Genomic DNA, 17,710 nt, shown 5'->3' with positions numbered 1-17,710 from the left:
ACCCCTCGGGCAGCTCGGCGCGGAAGCCTCGGCCCCGCGGGCCCGACGATCAGCTGGGCTGCCCGAGTTGACCAGGCGCGGTCGGGTCGCTGTCGGCCAGGAAGGTCCCGATCCGCTCGACCTCGGCGGTCTCACCGATCGCGGCGGCGGCCTGCCCGAGGGCGGCCAGCGCGCGCAGGAATCCCTGGTTCGGCTCGTGCGACCAGGGCACCGGCCCGTGCCCGCGCCAGCCCGAGCGGCGCAGCGCGTCGAGACCGCGGTGGTAGCCGGTGCGCGCGTACGCGTACGCCTCGACCGGGCGGCCGCCGTCCAGCGCGGTCTCCGCCAGCGCCGCCCAGGCCGCGCTGGACGTCGGGAAACGGGCGGCCACGTCGGTGGCCGCCGCACCCTCGGCGAGGGCCGCTGACGCGGGGTCGAACGGCAGGAGGGTAGCCGGCGGCCCACCCAGAAGATCGGCACGCCCGGACGGAGTCGTCATACCCCAACCGTAAACGCCGCGACCCGCCGCCCACGGACCGGGCCGCGCCGCGCGTTCGTACTAGCCCTGAACTGTGGCGTTCCAGATGTTCTCGCCGACGACGCCGGGCTGACCGTCGCTGACCTTGGTCAGGTACGAGTAGAGCGCGGCGACGCCCTGCGACTGCGGGCCGAACTTGCCGTCGACGGTGAGCGAGAAGCTCTGGTCGCGCATCTGCTGCTGCCAGACGTACGCGTCGGCGCGTACCTTGCCGCCGTCGGCCGAGGAGATCGTGCCGTGGAAGCCAGACTGCTGGACCTCGGAGCGTGCCCGGTCGAGCGTCATCGGGGGCTCGACGGGCTGGACCGCCTGCTGGACCGAGCCGCTGGAGGCGGACGACGAGACGCCGCCGACCGGCCCGTTGTTGCTCAGGCCGAGCTTCTTGGAGCAGGCCGGCCACGGGGACCAGCCACGGGAGTTGTACAGCCGGTATGCCGCTTCGTCCTGAACGGCCGGGGGCGCCTCGCTGGGCAGCCCGGAGTAGCCAAGGCCCTGCCAGGTCCGCTTGTCGAACTGGTAGGCGCCGTAGAAGCCGTTCCCGGTGTTGATCGAGTAGTTGCCGCCGGACTCGCACTGGCGCAGCTTGGCGAAGTCGTCCGGGGTGGCGGCGCCGGCCGGTATCGCGGTGACCGCGAGGCCGCTGCCCACGAGCGCCGTGACCGCGCCGGTGGTGCGCAGCAGGCGGGCGGTCGACGACGGGCCCTGCTGGGCGCGGTGCCGGCCTCCCGTCCTGTGGGCGGGCCGGGCATCGCCGGTCTGCTCAGACGGCATGTCGATCCTTCCCTGCGCCTGCGGGGTGAGCTGTCGGGTTCGGGCTGGGAATGCCCGGCCGGTCGTCTCCTCGCGCTCCGCCGATGGCGTCGCGTCCGGCTGACCGGCTTCACCCCAAGGACACGACCGTCGCCGCGTCCGGAAATGGGTCCCCCGCTCCTGCCCAAGCGGATCCGTGCCCCGCGAGAGAGGGGCCATCTCCACACGCGGGTGGGGGCAGGACTTGGCGTCCGCCCGCGCGACTCACCCAGGTCGGGCAAGTAGCACCGGACTGTAGCGAGCCCGCATCCTTCGCCGCAAACCGGGGTCGCCCTGATGAACGGGGCGGCCCCGGTTCGCGACTGCTCCAGCGGTGGCGCCAGCCGCTCGCTGACGCCGCCTGGCCGGCACGCCGGCCGGCGGCCGCACGATCATGATGAGGCTCGCGCGGCTTTCAGCCTGGTGGCCGGCGTGGCGGCCCAGCGGCGAGGCAGCGGCCGGTCGTCTACCGCCAGATCCCCTTGCCCCACCGACCAGCTGGCGGGTCAGGGCCGCACGCCTCCGGCTGGCGGCCAGAGGCGGGGTGGGAAAGGGGTCCCGTCGCCGACGTGGCAGCGGTCGGTGGGGGGCCGATCGCGACGAGGTTCCAGCGGCGGCGGGTCGACTGACCTGGCGGGGCCGGCCCGGGAGGGAGGTGCCGGGCGGGTGGCCCAGGCCGAGGCGCTTCCTCGGGGATCGGCGTCAGCCGATCTCCGAGCGCTCCGTCGGCGACAGTGGCGATGCTCTGTGGCGATGCCCTGCGCGGCCGGAGGCCTCGGCAAGAAGGTCAGACGGGCGGTGACGCCTGACGTGCTCAGGCGAAGGTGGCTGCCCAGGTCTTTGGACCGACGACGCCGTCGACGGCCAGGCCCTTGGCCCGCTGCAGCGCGCGGGCGGCCTCGGCCGAACGCGACCCGTAGTGTCCGTCGGTGGCGAGCGAGTAGCCGATCTTGTTCATCTGGGCCTGCCAGGACTGGACGTCGGCGCGGAACTGGCCGGCCAGTGCCGTCGTGAACGGCAGGCGCGCCGTGGTCGAGGAGATCGCCTGGGCCACGAGGGGCTTTCTGGGAGCCGACCGGGAGGCCTGGCCGGCGCCGGCGGAGCTGGCGCCGGGCGCGAGCTGGTCCGGGCCCATCCCGCGGCCGCAGTCCGGCCACTGGCCAAAGCCGGAGCGCTGCGCGAGCCGCAGCGCCGCCTCGTCCTGAACCGCCGGCGGCGCGTTACTGGGCAGGCCCGAATACCCGAGGCCCTGCCAGGTTCTCTGCGAGAACTGGTACGCGCCGTAATATCCGTTGCCGGTATTGATGGAATAGTTTCCGCCGGACTCGCACTGGCGCAGTTCTGCCCAGGTGGATGAGGCGTTCGCGGGTGTCGCGATGGCAAGCGTGCCACCCACGGCCGCGGCGATAACGGGAACCGCCGCAAGGGACTTGCGTAGCCGGCGTGCCGGGGACGTGATGGCCCGCCAGGGCTCCCGGGACTCCCGGGGGGAAACCTGGCGAACCGGGTCCGCCAATTCGGCGGGTTCGGGGCTTACGGAGACGCGCACGCTCGTGGTGCCGTCTGGCGGACAGTCTGCCGATGGCGGAACAAAACGCCCGCCGGGCATGCGATGTCGACCAGGGGTACTTGCTTCGGACATGCGTGGTTGCCCTTCCCCACGCCTGCGAGGTGAGCTGTCGGGTTCGGGCTGGAAAGAGATTGCCCGGCCGGGCGACATGTTCGGCTGCTGTGCTGACGCGCTCGGTCCGGCGGGTCAACGAGTGCAGCGAAAGTCGGTCGGCTTCACCCCAAGGACGCCTGTCGAGGGCGAGGCTGGCGTGGCGCGCTGTTTGGCCACGCAGGCCGTCGCCCTATTGAGCCTTTTCCGTCACCACTTCGGGTCGGCGGGTCTCGTCGGCCCGGTCTGGCTGGGTGGAAAAGGCCACTGTCCAGGATCTCTGGTCAGGCGTCCGGATTCGGTTCCCCCGTTCCTGCCGCTGGTTAAAAACTCGCCCGGGCGGGGGCAGGATTCGGCGTGCCGCCCGGTGGGTGCCTGTCCTGTCGCCAGGCACGGCGAAGACCATAACCACATTCCTCGGCGTGCCGGCAAGCATTGAAATAGGCACGTGAAGAAGGCCACATCGGCGTGTCGCTGCTTGAAATCTCCCCGAAACGATGTTAGCGCGCGCGTAGGCGCGCTCATCTTTCCTACCCGGTGCCGTGGTCGGGAATTTCTTGCTCCGCGTCGAAGATCTGCTGGCTGGCGGTTTCGCCCCACAACGGGCGGGACCATCCGTGCCGGAGGGCCACGCGCGGGTCTGGTGTCGTCCGCGTGTCGCGTCGAAAATGAAATCTATCATTCTGCCGCCCGGACGGCACCTTCGATACATACCCGGGCGAAATGCGATCCTCGCAACATTCGTACCGAGTGGCCCGGTTTGTGAGCAGATGGTAGTCGAATGAGTGCTCTTGGTTCACTTTCGCGAGGCCGGTCCGTCCTGGCGTGATGCCGTTCGTGTCTGACTGTGGCCCAGCTGTGGTGACGATAAGTAGTCTTTTTGCAACCTTGGGTAATTGATGGTGATATCGACCTCTTCGCCCACTCGCGGGTGGACCCGCCGGTCCGAACGGACCGGCGGCGCTCCCGCGAGTTCGGCCAGCTGCCCCGGCGCCGCCCGGCCGCGGCGGGCCCGCCGCGGCCGGGCATCCATCGGGATCCGGACAGCGATGGACATTGGTGATGGAGGTCACGCCGGACGCGGACGGCCCGGGGCCGCCGCGGTGGCGGCCCCGGGCCGGGGAGGTCGTGCGTGCCATGTCACCGATCCGCTTGGGCGGGACGGGACGGGGCAACTGGGCTCAGCGTCGGCCGAGCTCGGCGTCGTCGTGAGCAGTAAGGAGTAGTAAGGAGCAGTTGCGCGGACGCGGGCAGTCGTGAGCGGTCGGGCGTATCGGCGGGAGGCCGAGTCCGCTCGTGCTGTCAGGCGCCGATGGCCTGGCCGGCGCTGCGGAGGTCCTCGCAGGCCTGCGCGACACGCTTCGCCATGTTGGCCTCGGCGGCCTTGCCCCAGGTGCGGGGGTCGTAGGACTTCTTGACGCCGACCTCACCGTCGATCTTCAGGACGCCGTCGTAGTTCTTGAACATGTGGTCCGCGACCGGCCGGGTGAACGCGTACTGGGCGTCGGTGTCCACGTTCATCTTGACGACGCCGTAGTCCAGCGCCTCGCGGATCTCGGAGAGCTCCGAGCCGCTGCCGCCGTGGAAGACCAGGTTGAACGGCTTAACGTCGGGGCCGAGTCCCAGCTTCGCGGCCACGTGCTGCTGGCCGTCGCGCAGGATCGTCGGGCGCAACTTGACATTGCCCGGCTTGTAGACGCCGTGCACGTTGCCGAAGGTGGCCGCGAGCATGTACCGGCCCTTGTCGCCGGTGCCGAGCACCTCGGCCGTGCGCCACATGTCCTCGGGCGTGGTGTACAGCTTCTCGTCGATCGCGCCGACGACGCCGTCCTCCTCGCCGCCGACGACGCCGATCTCCACCTCCAGCACGATGTTCGCGGCCTTGCAGTCCGCGAGCAGCTCCTCGGCCAGCTTGAGGTTCTCCTCCAGCGGCACCGCGGAGCCGTCCCACATGTGCGACTGGAACAGCGGGTCACGGYCGGCCCGTACTCGTTCCTTGGAGATGGCGACGAGCGGGCGCATGTACGTGTCGAGCTTGTCCGCCGGGCAGTGGTCGGTGTGCAGGGCGATCTGTACCGGGTAGGCCTTGGCGACGTGGTGCGCGAACTCGGCCAGTGCCTCGGCTCCGAGCACCATGTTCTTGACCGTGGGCCCGGACAGGTACTCCGCCCCGCCGGTGGACACCTGGACGATTCCGTCGCTGCCGGCCTCGGCGAAGCCGCGCAGCGCGGCGTTCAGCGTCTGTGACGACGTGACGTTGATGGCGGGGTAGGCGAAGGCGTTGGCCTTCGCCCGGTCGAGCATCTCGGCGTAGACGTCTGGGGTCGCGATGGGCATCGAAAGCTCCTGTCAAAGGCGTCGGGCCACCGAGCGGGCGGACACGGCCGGCTAACCGGCCGGCGGCCGTCATCCCCTGGCGAGCCGGGCAGGGATGGACGGCGCGCACCGGGGCGTGCCGGGACCGCGCGTTGCGGGCTGTGTTGCGCGAAGGGTATGACGCGAGGCGGCCGGGAGGGAGCCAGTTGCCGTCGACATCGCCCGCGCCACCGGGACTCGTGACTACGTACCCTTCGATCCGTCATCTTGGCAGTGGCCACGCCGGCCGGGTGCCGAGCGGCCCGCCGCGGCGCGTCCACCCGGCGCGGACGGGTCGCGCTCGTCATATCTGGCCCATTTGTGGGACATCCGCCCAGATCGCCCGCAAGGGCAACCGTTCTCCCATCCATGCCCGGATTCGACCCCGGCGCGCAGCGTCCGACGATGGGGGCGCTCGGCGCCCCCGTCAGACTGAGGTCATGGATGTCGACCGTCTATCCGGCCTGACCCTGTATCTGACCGTGTTCGCGATCGTCTTCCTTGAGAGTGGCGTGCCGATCGGGTTCTGGCTGCCGGGAGACGCCATGTTGCTGGCGACTGGGCTGATGGCGGCGGATCCGGCACACCGGGTAGCGCTACCGGTGCTTGYGGCCGGCGTGACCGTGATGGCGGTCGCGGGAGTCTGTGTTGGCTATGTCACCGGGCGTCGGCTCGGCCGGCCCTGGATGGAGCGCCGGCACCGAAAGCTGCTCGAACAGACAGAGGCGTTCTATGAACGCTTCGGTCCGGTGACGCTCGTGGCCGCCCGGTTCGTGCCGTGGGCGCGCACGTTCGCTCCGATCCTTGCCGGCGCGGTGCGGATGCCGTGGTCGCGTTTCCTGACGGCGGCCGTGATCGGCGCGGTGATCTGGGGGACCGGGCTGCCCGCTCTGGGTTATGCCGCCTCGTCGCTGCCCGGGCTGAAGGACTCGGCCTCGTGGCTCGCGCCGGCCGTCGTGGCCGTCTCGGTCGTGGCCGGTCTGTCCGGCGAGCTGCTGCGGCGCCTGGCCCGGCGCCGCGCGACGGTGGTCGGGACCGCCGAGGAAGAAGAAGGAGAGAAGGAAGCAGAAGGAAAGAGAGAGAGGAAGAAGGAGGAGCCGGCCAGGCTCGCGCCCGTCGAGGGCGGCGGCCGGTCGTAGCCGCTCCGGCTCTCCGCCGCCGCGGACGGGCGCCATCGGCGGCGGCCCCGGGACGACGGTGGGTGGGCATCGTCCGTGYGGTGTGCCGGGTGCCCTGCGTGCTGAGATCCGGGTGTGCTGTCATGCTGCATGCTGAGACGTGATCCGGACTCCGGCCGCGGGCACCGCGTGCACGGGGAGCCGGGATGGCCTCGCCTGCGAGGTCACTGTCAGGAGGGCTGACGTTGGCTCGGGTGGTGGTCACCGGCGCGGCGGGGTTCGTCGGCGGGGCGGTTGCCCATGCCCTGCGTGGTCGCGGGGATGAGGTGGTCGCGCTCGACGCGGCCCGCGGCCCTGGCGTGGTCGCCGCGGATGTGAGCCGGCCGGGCGCCTGGGAGAAGGAGTTCGCCGGCGCGGACCTGGTGATCCACGCGGCGGCGGCCGGCATGGGCGGGGTCGGCGAGCTGCCGCCGATCCGCGACGGCCGGCCAGTGGGCAGCCCGCGAATTCCGCTGGCCCGGATGCGCCAGGTCCTGCTCGGCGGGACGGCGATGGTGCTCGACACGGCCGCCCGCGCCGAGGTGCGCCGGGTGATCCATCTGTCCTGCGTGTCGGTGCTCGGCCCGGACATCGCCGACGGCATCAACGAGACCGCGCCGGTCGGGCTGACCGGCGACCCGCGCGCCGACACCCTGGCCGCCGCGGAGCAGTCGGTGAGCGCGGCGACGGCGTCCGGCCTGTCGGCGACCGTGCTGCGCCTCGGCGACGCCTATGGCCCGCGGGCTGGCCGGTGGACGGTATGGCCGGTGCTGCTGCTGCGCTCGGGTCGGTTCGTCCTCCTCGACGGCGGTACCGGATGGCTCAACCCCGTCCACATCGACGACGTGGTCGCGGCGGTGATCTCCGCCGCGGACTCGCCGCGGGCGGGCGGCGAGATCCTGCATGTCACGGGCCCGGCGCCGTGCACGGTCGCCGAGTTCGTCGGCTACTACAGCCGGATGCTGGACCTGCCCGCGCCTCGTTCCGTGCCGGCCAGGATGTACGGCGCGCTGGATGAGGCGACCGTGGCCGTCGGGCGCCTGCGGGGCAGGGTCGAGTCACGCCGTGTCCCGCGGCCGGGCTCCGCGGCCGCCGCGCTCGACGAAGCCAGCCGAGGCACCCAGCCGGCCGGCGGCGCGCGGGAGCCCCTCGGCGCCGCCGCCGGCGGCCAGACGCTCGGCCCGTCGGCCGGCGCGGCGGCCCTGGGGATCGTGCGCGGCCTTGGTGCCCGGCTGGTCGCCGGTGTCGACCCGCGCGGCCGGATGGACCTCGGGCCGCTCACCGTGGCCGACGTGACCAGGACCGGGCGGTGGTCCGGCGATCGGATCACGGCGCTGACCGGCTGGGGCCCGCGGGTCGAGCTCACCGACGGTATGAGCCGCACGGAGGCATGGCTGCGTGAGCGCGGCCTGCTCGGCGTCCGTGAGCCATCTCGGCGTGGGTGAGTGTGGGTGACGACGGCCCGACGCTGATGACGCCGCGGCTGCAGGCGTTGCCGGTGACGTTGTGGAACGCCGGCTACGTCGCGGAGGAACTGGCGCGCAAGGTCGCGCTCGCGGCGCGCCCGGCTCCGGGGCTCGGAGTCGGCGGCCTGTTCGCCGGTCCGGACGCGCGCGGGATGGCCGAGCCGGCGGCGTTGCGCCGCGAGCTGCGCCATCGCGCGGGCGCCGGCCGTGCCGCGTGGACGTGGGTGGTGCGCGGTCATGACGGCGCGGCCGTCGGCCTGCTCGGCGCGGACACCCGGGCGCGCCGGGCCGCGATCGCGGTGGTGATCGACCCGGACGAACGCCGGCGCGGATACGGCTCCGAGATCGTCCGGGCGTTGGCCAGCTGGCTGGAGTCGCATCGCCTGGCGCTGGTCGAGACGCGGGTGCGCGCCGATGACCCCGCGTCCGAACGGCTGGCGATGGTGACGTCCTTTCAGCCCACCAGGGTCGTGCTCGCCATCGGCTGGCGGCTCTGGTGCCGTCCGCCGTCCCGTTGATCGCCCACGGCACCGGCACTGGCACTGGGCGCCCGCCGCCGCGCGCGGCGGCCTGGTGCCGCGCGCGGCGGCGCGCGGCTGACCCTCGTGGGCGGCACATAGGTATAAGGCCCTGGCGACGCGGGCGCGCGGCGCCTCGTCCCTCGGGTGACGGTCGCCCCAAGGTGCCGGAGGTCCTGAGCTCGCACCGACAGGGACAGAAATCCCGTGACGGAGCGTAACTTCGAGTCGAGGGTACGGAGCTCGCCCGCACCCTTCGCTCATGGGACGCGGCACAGCGCGAGAGGCCCGGCCCCCTACGTCATTGCCGCAGGTCAACGCCGCGTTTCCCAATTGTTCTTTGGCCTGCGCGCAGGGGGTGTGCGCTGCTAGGTTGTCGGCTACCCGACAACGTTTGGGGTCTTGTTTCGTCGCCGATGCGTAGCTTCTGGCCACTCGTAGGGTGTCCCGGCTGTTCACGCGGTGACGGTCTGAGGCACCATGGCAGTGATGTCACGACCGGACAGGCTTCCATCGTCCGGTCGGATATCCGCGTCGATGAGCACGTCGATGTGTGTCCGGGAGGGGAGCCCGACGGTCGGYGCCATGCGCCGGGGAGGTGCACCATGAACGTGGATTCCCCACACCCGGTCTCGTCGCAGACCCCGCCAGCCGAGGTCACCTACGACCATCTGATCATCCCGCCGCACTGGCGTCGGCCCGACGAGTCGATGCCCGGCGCGCCGAACTCGCTCTTCCCCGTCGACGCGCCCCCGRCGCCGGCGCAACCGACAAGCGGCCCGCACCCGACCGGCCCGCACACGGGCGCCATGACCGGCCCGCTGCTGGTCGGCACGACGGCGCGCGCCTTCGCCAAGCTCGATGACATGATCCGGCTGAGCTCCGAGGACAAAGCCGTGATCGACGCGCGCAGGGACGAGGCCGAGCGCGCGCTGCGCGCGATCTTCCCGCCGCGCTGCGCGCTGCCGCTCGTCGGCGTCGCCACCATCGGCTCGGCCGGCCGGGACACGATGATCCGCCCGCTGGACGAGGTGGACATCTTCGCGGTGTTCAGCGCCGCCGCTGGCGCCTGGAAGCGGTTCCGCTGGGACTCGCGTGACCTTCTGCTCTGCGTGCGGGGCGCGATCGGTGGCGACCGGGTGCAGACCATCGGTACCCGCGGCCAGGCGCTGCGCGTCGTCTACGACTCGCCGCCGGACGTGCACCTCGTCCCCGCGTTCGACCATCCGCGGGCCGGCTATGTGATGCCGGACCGGGTCGGCGGCTGGCTGCCGACCCGCCCCGAGCGGCACGCCAGCTGGACCGAGGACCTGGGCCCTCGGGTGATCTCCGCCGTGCGGCTGCTGAAGGCGTGGAACCGGGTCTGCGGCAGCCATCTTCGTTCGTTCCACATCGAGGCGCTGGCCGGCACCGTGCTCGCCGGCCGCGGCCTGAACACCCGCCAGGCGCTGACCACCGTGTTCCGGCACATGGAGGACGTCGGCCTGTCGGTGGCCGACCCGGCGGACGTCGGTGGCGACATTTCGACCTACCTACGGCCGGACGACCTCGTCGCGCTTGGCCAGTCGATCAGGCTGGCGCGTTCCTACGCGGAGAAGGCGGTCCTGGCGGAGGCCGACGGCCGCCACGAGGAAGCCGTCGCCTTCTGGGCCACCATCTTCGGCCCGGAGTTCCCCACCTTCGGCTGAGGTGGTCCGTCGGCGTCGGACGGGGGCGGCCCAGGGCCGGCCCCGGGATGGTGACGTTGCAGCGGGACGTAACCGTGCTGGCCCGGAGGCGCGCCTCCGCGGAGGCCCGGCCCCGGAGCGCGCCGCCCGGACGGAGCGAACCGGAAACAACCTTCCCGCCCGGCCCGGTCCGACCTTCCCGCCCAACCCGACCTGGAACCTGTTCCGAAGCGGCCTCTATCGGTGGTGGGTGGGGCATGATCGTTTCTGGTCGTCGGAGGAGGTGACGGGGGGCAGGTCGGGCGTTGACACGTCCGGCGTTCGGCGGCCCAGGCGGCTGGGCCACCACATGGCGGCACCGATGTCCAGGGCGAGGGCCGGGACCAGGATCGAGCGCACCACGAGGGTGTCGAGCAGGACGCCGAAGGCGACCAGGAAGCCGAGCTCGGCGAGCTGCACCAGTGGGAAGATGAACAGCACCGAGAACGTGGCCGCGAGCACCACCCCGGCCGACGTGATGACCCCGCCGGTGACGGCGAGCCCGCGCCGCACCCCGGTCCGGGCGTCGGTGCGGGCGGCCTCCTCGCGGACCCGCGTCATCAGGAAGATGTTGTAGTCGACCCCGAGCGCCACCAGGAAGATGAACCCGAACAGCTCCAGCGACGGGTCGGAGCCGGGAAAGCCGAAGACGTGGGTGAACGCCACCGCCGACACCCCGAGCGCGGCGAGGAACGACAGCACGACAGTCGCGATCAGCACCGGCGGCGCGACCACGGATCGCAGCAGCAGCCCGAGGATCACCAGCACGACGGCGAGCACAAGCGGGATGATCAGCTGGCGGTCGCGCACCGAGGCCTCGTGGACGTCGAGGTTCACCGCCGTGTTCCCGCCGACGAGCGCGTGCGCGCCCGGCACGGCGTGGACCCGGTCTCGCAGCCGGTCGATCGTCGCGAACGAGGCGGCGCTGTTGGGCGAGTCCGAGAGCACCACCAGGAACTGCGTGAACCCGCCGCCGCTGTTGCTTTCCACCGAGGCGGCGACGCCCGGGGTCGCGTCGATCGCCGCGCCCAGTTCGTCATCGACGCTGGAGGCGCCGATGACATAGGTGGGCTCGCTCGCGCCTGGCGGGAAATGCGCCTCGACGATCCGCTGTCCGACGACCGAGTCGGTGGACTTCCGGAACGCGTCCTGCTGGCGAAGCCCGGTGTCGAGCGCCACGATGCCGACCGCGAGCCCCGCCAGCACGGCGACCGTGACCAGCCACACCAGCCGCGGGCGGCGGGCGATCAGGGCGCCGATCCGCGCCCAGGTGCCGGTCATGGACATGTCCACCGTGTTGGTCCCGGCCACGGCGACGGCCAGGGCCACCCCACCGGCCACCTCGGTCGGCACGGCGGCCAGCCTGGGGACGAACGGCCAGAACAGCCGCCGCCCGCAGATCACCATCGCGGCCGGCAGCAGCGTCATGATCGTGATGAACGCGATCGCGATCCCGACGGCGCCGACCGGGCCGAGCCCGCGGTCCGAGTTCAGCTCGCCGAGCAGCAGGCAGAGCAGGCCGATGATGACGGTGCCGGCTGAGCCCAGGATCGCCGGGCCGGCGCGGTGCACGGCGACCCGCATCGCGTCGGCGGGCGCGGCGTACCTGGTCAGCTCCTCGCGGTAGCGGGCGATCAGCAGCAGGGCGTAGTCGGTTCCGGCGCCGAACACCAGCACCCGCAGGATTCCGGCGCTCTGGCCGTTGACGGTCAGGCCGGCATGGCGGGCCAGCAGGTAGGTGGCCGCCCCCGCGGTCTGGTCGGCGGCGCCGACCGCCAGCAGCGGCACCAGCCAGAGGAACGGGCCGCGATAGACGATCAGCAGGATCACCGCGACGACGCCGGCCGTGACGAACAGCAGCGTGCCCTCGACGTCGCTGAACAGCGTGTAGGTGTCGACGATGACGCCCGCGGGGCCGGTGACCGACGTCTCGAGGCCCGGCGGGGCCAGCCCGCGCACCGTCGAGCGCATCTGGTCGATCCGGTCGGCGAACTTGTCGGCGTCCTTCGACTGTTCCATCGGGACGATCAGCAGCGAGGCCCGCCCGTCCGGGGAAGGGACCGGCGGGGGGAGCTGGGTGGTCCCGAACGGCGCGAGTTTGGCCGCCGTGGCCTGGATCGCGGCCTGGTCCCGCGTCGTCAGCGGGCCGTCCGCCCGGGCGAACACCACCACCGCCGGGATCGCGTCCCCGCCGGGCAGGTTCCGCTGGGCGGTGAGCACCTTGGTGGACTCCGCGTTCGGCGGCAGGAAGGCCGCCGCGTCATTGGTCTGCGCGTCGCCAAGGCGCGAGGCCAGCGGAGTGGCCACCAGGGCGAGCGCCAGCCACAGCAGGACGATGACCCAGCGCGTCGCCCGCCCGGTCATCAACCCCACCAGGCGCTCGACGCGCCCTGTTCGCGTCTCGTCGGTCGCCGACGAGACCTCAGGGTGAGCCAAGCCCCCCGACTGGCGCATCCCAAGACCCCCCTCGAAGCGCCCCCACCCGAGCTACCCGAGCTACCCGGGCTGGCCCGAGCGCCCCGGCCGCGTCACCCGGTGCCTCCTCGCGCGGCACGTCACTGGCCGTTCCGACATTTTGCACAGATCGCCGGACCCGTTCGTCGTGCGGTGATCCGTGGACAGTGCATCGCCGACCACAAGGCGACACGCCGCTCCGAGGGAGGATCGTCGCAGCACCGCGCCGTCCGCGCCGCCTGATGTTGCCGGCCGCCTACGTACGCGGCTCGCCCGGCTCGGCCGGGTGATATCCGGTGCGCGAGCAAACAGACTGYTGTTGCCCATGCAACGACGAGGAAGACCGCGAATACCTGAGAGAACGGTCAACTGGGCAACATCGGTCGCCCAGGATTTGGCTGGCGGAGTGGTATTGGCGCACTGGAGTCAGCTTTTACTGCGCCATGGATCCACCGAGGTCGCGGATAGTCCCACCTGCGCCGTTACGGTCATCGTCCGTGCTGTGTTCGGATCGTCTGGACACGCGACGTCGGGGGAGAAGGACCGTAAAATGATCATTCTGTCGATCCGGACCAGACCACGCGCACCGCGAGCCAGATGGGTCGCCACTGGCCTCGGCGTCGCGACGGCGCTCGCGCTCGGCGRCTGCGCCTCCACCGACGACGACGGCGCCGTGACCACTGGCGCGACGTCGGCCAAACCCACCACGGCGGCCACCGCGACCACCACGCCGCCGGAGAGTCTGAGCACGGTCGACTACGTCTACACCCAGGGCACCGAAACCGCCGACTTCGAGGTGGACGAGTCGGACGCGGGTCCAGCCGACCCAGCCGACCGCGACGAGGATCTGTATGCGGACATCGAGGAGTGCGCCGGATTCCAGTACGAGGCTCCGATCGCGGTGGCGGCCGGAGCCCAGTTCAATAATCACGACATTGTCACAGTCTCCTCCGGTGCTCAGTTCGTGACGCCGGTCCTCCATGACCGCCACGTCACAGAACTGAAAGACCCACGCTTCGGCGCCTGTGTGAGACAGGTCATTGTTGGCCAGTTCGCAGAGGGTGCCCAGGATGAAACCACCGAATTCGGCGAACTCGCGGACCGGCGGATTCCTGCTCCTCCCGGAGCGCTGGCGCGGTGGTCCTATGTGGTGCCGCTGGTCGACAAATCGACGAAACTCACGCTCGCACCCATCTATCTAGACGTCGTGTTTCTCGGGTCCGGCCATGTGGAGAGCGAGCTGATCACGATCGCGGCATCGAGGCCGGTCGACGAGCTGGTGGACGCGGCCACCGCCCAGCTCGTCACAAAGCTTAAGCGGCAGTAGCACCATGTCGGCCGACAGACTTCTTACCGTGTTCGTCACGGGTCTCGCCGCGGCCGCACTCGTGGGCTGCGGCGGCTCCGCCGAATCGACGCGGTCGCCGTCGCATCCCCGTCCGTCGCGGCCACCACCACCACGGAACCGGCGCTGAACGCGCGTGACTTCGTCCTGACGCAGGAGGAAGGCCCCGCCGACCCGGCGTTCACCGCCCAGAGCCTGGGCGGGACGTCGGCGGGAGCCGGGACGAAAACCGGCGAATTCGGTGCCGCGGGCAGTGTCAGCGGTGAGATGTCGCGTTGTCTGGGATTCGATCTGGGGAAGCCTCTCGACGAAGCGAACGGGCCGCCTTTCCAAAGACCACGGCCCGTGGCCGTCGCTGGTTCGAACGCGCAGATCCTCGCGTCGGACCAGTTCGCGACGATCATTCCTCTCCTGAAAACCCAGAAGTTCGGCGACTGCACCCGGCAGACGCTCGTCAGCACGATGAGAGTCACCTTCGCCGCCTTGCCCGACTTCAAGAACGTCGAGATCACGGACCTGGGTGCGGTGCCGGTCACGGTTCCCGCGGGMGCCGCCGGCCTGCTCGCCTTCAACGTGAGGCTCGAAGTTCCCGAAGGTGAGGGGACGATACTCATCGACGTCGTCTACATGGCCGAGGGCGACGTTCTTTCGACCTTGACCCTTGAGACGGTCCAGGCCTCGGATGACGAGGCACTGGTGATCGAGCTCCTGCCGCGGCTGGCCAGCAAGCTGCCGGTGAGGTCGTAGGGCGCGGCCTCGGACGGCCGCGGCGGGGCCGCCACCGACCGGTCGTCGCGCGTCGTCCCAGCGCGCGGTGGCCGCGACGGCCGGCCGCGGCTGTCCAGGGCCGTCCGGGGCCGCGGCCGCGGAACCCGGGCGAATCCGATCCGGGGCGGCTCCCTACGCTTCGGCCGGGGGCATTTTGCCAGGGGACAGGCGGTCCTGACGGGAGCGGCCGATCTCACCGGCCGGGGTATGGGGATGGGAAACGGCTGATGCGGTCGGGTCGGGAACGGACGCGGGTCATGGCGGCGGCGGGCGCGGCGGGGCTGGTGCTGGCGTTGGCGGGGTGCGGGCTGATGGGCTCGGACTCCAACGACGACGCGGCCGCGACGGGCCAGCCGTCCGCCCCGATAGTGAGCGACAGCCCGGCCGCGGTGGTCACGACAGCGGCCGCCGCGCCGCTTCGGGCGGCGGACTTCACCCTCACCAACAGCTCAGGATTCACGGGGTTCTCACCCGCGAACGGCGCGACGGGCGCCGATGCTGGCGCCGCGCCGTTCGCCGCGTTGGCGTCCTGCCTTGGGATATCGGCCGCCGACGCGACGGACAGGTCGACTGACCGCGCCGAGAGCACTCACCTGACCAACAGCGGCACGGGCACCACTATCTGGTCGGACGCCCAGATAGTGTCGGCCGTCCAGTTCGACCGGGACACCGGCCTGCTGCGTCACCCGCGCTTCGCCGACTGCGTGACCGCCCAGGCCAAGAAGGACGCCGACGCCGCGTTTCTGGCGAAGTACGGCGCGGACGGGGTCTTCGACGCGGAGGCGGTGACCCGCGACGACGCGCCCCTGCCCGCCGGCGCGCTGGCACGTACCTCGGTGGTCGTGATCGCCGGTACCGCGAACGGTGGCCAGGCCCAGCTGTTCTACGACACGATCTACCTCGGATCGGGCCAGGTGGAGGCACAGCTGCACCTGGTCAGCTCCGTGGATCCGCCCAGCGAGGACCTGGTCAGCGTGGCCGCGGCCCAGCTGGCGGCCAAGCTCGGCCAGAGATAGGTGGGGAGGTCGCCGTGGCTGAAGCGGCAGGAACACGACCATCGGGACGCGCGCGGCGTGTCGGCTGCCTCGCCGTCGCGCTGATTGTCCCTCTCGTCCTGGCCGGGTGCACGGGCGGGCGTTCACCCGGTGACCTCGCCAGGCGGCAGACGGAAAGCTCCGCGCCGCCCCCGCCCTCCGCGTCCGCGTCCGCGAGCGCGAGCGCGTCGACGGAGGCCGGATCCGGCTCGCGGCTCGACCCGCGGGCCGTCAACTTCGTGCTGACCGCCGGGCCGGACACGCCCGGCTTCGTCTCGGAGCCCAGCTCCAGGGACGACTACCAGGAGACGCCGGACGACGACCTCGCCAGGTGCCTGGGGATCGCGGTCGGCGACCTCAAGGACACGTCCACCGACACGGCGTACGGCCCCCAGCTCACGGACGCCGCCACGGGTCTGTCCATGAGCTCGATCGCCTCGATCATCCCGGCGGGCACGCTCGACCGAGACGTGAAACTCCTACGCAACCCGCGTTACCCCCGGTGCGTCGCCGAGTCGTTCCTGGCGCAGGCGCGTGCCGACACCCCGTCCATGGAGATCGTCTCGGCCGGTGTCGGGCCCGAGCTGCCGGGCGTCCTTGGTAGCACCTCGTTGGTCTTCCGGGTCAAGGTCGAGGACCTGGCTCGCGCCGGGGGCGGGGCGGGTGGTGGTGGCGTCGTCACCGCGTTCAGGCCCAGCGCTACCGGCGCCGCTGGCGGTCCTGACGGTCTCGTTGGTACGGCAACGGACGACGGCTCCGCCCCCCTGGCGGCCCGCCCGGCGGCCGAGCGCGCACCGCTGACCATCGAGATCTACTACGACGTGTACTACGCAGGTAAGAGCAGGGTGGAGACGATGATCCACGTGCTGGGCTACGTGCACCGACCTGACCCTGGACGGATCGCGCCCGCGGTAGCCCAGGTCGTCAACAAGATCGACCGGCAGAGCTGACGCGACCGCCAAAGCCGCGTCCGCCCCGCGGGCATCCGCGCCCTGCATCTGGCCAGTTCGGTGGATCCGCCGAGCGAGGACCTGGTCAGCGTGGCCGCGGCCCAGCTGGCGGCCAAGCTCGGCCAGAGATAGGTGGGTGCGCCGTGTCTGGAGCGGCAGGGATGCGACCTTCGGGACGCGCGCGGCGCGGCGGCGGCCTCATTGTCGCGTTGATCGTTCCCCTCGTCCTGGCCGGGTGCGCGGGCGAAAGCCTGAGTTCGCTCGGTGACGACGCCACGCCGCGGGCCGGAGGCTCCGCGCCTCCGTCGTCAACCGCATCGACCGAGGCGGGGGCCGGGCCCGGCCTGCACGCCGTCAACTTCGTGCTGACCGCCGGGCCGGACACGCCCGGCTTCGTCTCGGAGCCCAAATCCGAGGACGACTACGGGCAGCCGCCGGAGGGCGACCTGGCCAGGTGCCTGGGAATCGCGGACGCCGACCTGTCGGACGCCACCACCACCGACACGGCCTACGGCCCCCGGCTGACGGACACCACCACGGGCCTGTCGATCGCCTCGGTCGCCCCGGCGGGCACGTTCGACCGGGACCTGAAGGTCCTGCGCGACCCGCGTTTCCCCCGGTGTATCGCCGAGTCCTACCTGGCGGTGCAGCGCGCCAGGAGGCCCTCCATGGAGATCGTCTCGGCTGGCACGGGGCCCGAGTTGCCCGGCATCCTGGGCAGTGCCTCGATCGTCTTCCGAGCGAAGGCGGAGGATCTGGCGCGGCGCGAAGGCGGAAGGGTCGAGTTCCACTACGACGTGTATTACACCGGAAAGAACAGGGTGGGGACGGCAATCCACGTGCTGAGCTACCTTCGGCCGGACCAGAGCCGGGTCGCGCTCGCCGTCGCCCAGGTCGTCGACAAGATTGACCGGCAGGGCTGACGCGACCGGCCAGAGCTGCGCCCACCCTCGCGGGCGTCCGCCTCGACTGTGGCCATGATCGTCGTTCA

General features: G+C 71.5%; 14 protein-coding genes and 1 riboswitch. Of the genes, 9 read left to right on the top strand and 5 right to left on the bottom strand.

Annotated elements, in window-relative coordinates:
• Positions 1-49: 49 nt before the first annotated feature.
• The 4 genes from BL253_RS18130 to fbaA all read right to left on the bottom strand — a co-directional run bounded on the left by BL253_RS18130 (position 50) and on the right by fbaA (position 5,303).
• The gene (locus tag BL253_RS18130) at positions 50-478 is read right to left on the bottom strand and encodes a DUF3151 domain-containing protein (RefSeq protein ID WP_076818306.1); all 429 of its coding nucleotides are present in this window, start codon (positions 476-478) and stop codon (positions 50-52) included.
• A 60-nt stretch (positions 479-538) separates the two neighbouring features.
• Positions 539-1,288 carry a transglycosylase family protein gene (locus tag BL253_RS18125; protein ID WP_076818305.1) on the bottom strand — a complete coding sequence of 250 codons (750 nt, stop codon included), beginning with the start codon at positions 1,286-1,288 and terminating at the stop codon, positions 539-541.
• Between the two features lies 1 nt (position 1,289).
• Positions 1,290-1,468: riboswitch (cyclic di-AMP (ydaO/yuaA leader) on the bottom strand.
• 652 nt (positions 1,469-2,120) lie between these two features.
• Positions 2,121-2,915 (bottom strand): transglycosylase family protein, encoded by a 795-nt coding sequence (locus BL253_RS18120; protein WP_241834898.1) that lies wholly within the window; start codon positions 2,913-2,915, stop codon positions 2,121-2,123.
• Between the two features lie 1,353 nt (positions 2,916-4,268).
• Positions 4,269-5,303, bottom strand: a complete 1,035-nt coding sequence (fbaA, locus tag BL253_RS18115; protein ID WP_076818304.1) for a class II fructose-bisphosphate aldolase — start codon at positions 5,301-5,303, stop codon at positions 4,269-4,271.
• Positions 5,304-5,572: 269 nt separating this feature from the next.
• On the opposite strand from fbaA, the gene BL253_RS18110 reads away from it, so the two are divergent.
• The 4 genes from BL253_RS18110 to BL253_RS18095 all read left to right on the top strand — a co-directional run bounded on the left by BL253_RS18110 (position 5,573) and on the right by BL253_RS18095 (position 10,150).
• Complete coding sequence (locus BL253_RS18110; RefSeq protein ID WP_338013723.1) at positions 5,573-6,460, top strand: DedA family protein; 888 nt, start codon at positions 5,573-5,575, stop codon at positions 6,458-6,460.
• Positions 6,461-6,684: 224 nt separating this feature from the next.
• Complete coding sequence (locus tag BL253_RS18105; protein ID WP_076818302.1) at positions 6,685-7,923, top strand: NAD-dependent epimerase/dehydratase family protein; 1,239 nt, start codon at positions 6,685-6,687, stop codon at positions 7,921-7,923.
• A 2-nt stretch (positions 7,924-7,925) separates the two neighbouring features.
• Positions 7,926-8,462: a GNAT family N-acetyltransferase gene (locus BL253_RS18100; protein ID WP_420801683.1), complete on the top strand. Its 537-nt coding sequence runs from the start codon at positions 7,926-7,928 to the stop codon at positions 8,460-8,462.
• A gap of 605 nt (positions 8,463-9,067) precedes the next feature.
• Positions 9,068-10,150 (top strand): nucleotidyltransferase domain-containing protein, encoded by a 1,083-nt coding sequence (locus BL253_RS18095; RefSeq protein ID WP_076818301.1) that lies wholly within the window; start codon positions 9,068-9,070, stop codon positions 10,148-10,150.
• Positions 10,151-10,366: 216 nt separating this feature from the next.
• On the opposite strand, the gene BL253_RS18090 is transcribed toward BL253_RS18095, so the two are convergent.
• Positions 10,367-12,532: an MMPL family transporter gene (locus tag BL253_RS18090; RefSeq protein WP_241834903.1), complete on the bottom strand. Its 2,166-nt coding sequence runs from the start codon at positions 12,530-12,532 to the stop codon at positions 10,367-10,369.
• A gap of 640 nt (positions 12,533-13,172) precedes the next feature.
• Here BL253_RS18090 and BL253_RS18085 point away from each other — a divergent pair.
• The 5 genes from BL253_RS18085 to BL253_RS18065 all read left to right on the top strand — a co-directional run bounded on the left by BL253_RS18085 (position 13,173) and on the right by BL253_RS18065 (position 17,642).
• Complete coding sequence (locus tag BL253_RS18085; protein ID WP_076818299.1) at positions 13,173-13,949, top strand: hypothetical protein; 777 nt, start codon at positions 13,173-13,175, stop codon at positions 13,947-13,949.
• A gap of 363 nt (positions 13,950-14,312) precedes the next feature.
• The gene (locus BL253_RS18080) at positions 14,313-14,714 is read left to right on the top strand and encodes a hypothetical protein (protein ID WP_076818298.1); all 402 of its coding nucleotides are present in this window, start codon (positions 14,313-14,315) and stop codon (positions 14,712-14,714) included.
• A gap of 248 nt (positions 14,715-14,962) precedes the next feature.
• Positions 14,963-15,751 (top strand): hypothetical protein, encoded by a 789-nt coding sequence (locus tag BL253_RS18075; RefSeq protein ID WP_076818297.1) that lies wholly within the window; start codon positions 14,963-14,965, stop codon positions 15,749-15,751.
• A 14-nt stretch (positions 15,752-15,765) separates the two neighbouring features.
• The gene (locus BL253_RS18070) at positions 15,766-16,719 is read left to right on the top strand and encodes a hypothetical protein (protein WP_076818296.1); all 954 of its coding nucleotides are present in this window, start codon (positions 15,766-15,768) and stop codon (positions 16,717-16,719) included.
• Between the two features lie 161 nt (positions 16,720-16,880).
• Entirely contained in the window at positions 16,881-17,642 is a 762-nt protein-coding gene (locus BL253_RS18065) for a hypothetical protein (protein WP_076818295.1), read from the top strand.
• The last annotated feature ends 68 nt before the right edge of the window (positions 17,643-17,710 follow it).

Source organism: Pseudofrankia asymbiotica, from assembly GCF_001983105.1.
Lineage (GTDB): Bacteria > Actinomycetota > Actinomycetes > Frankiales > Frankiaceae > Pseudofrankia > Pseudofrankia asymbiotica.
Note: the sequence above shows the minus strand (reverse complement) of the source record. Positions and strands in the feature narration are given on the sequence as shown.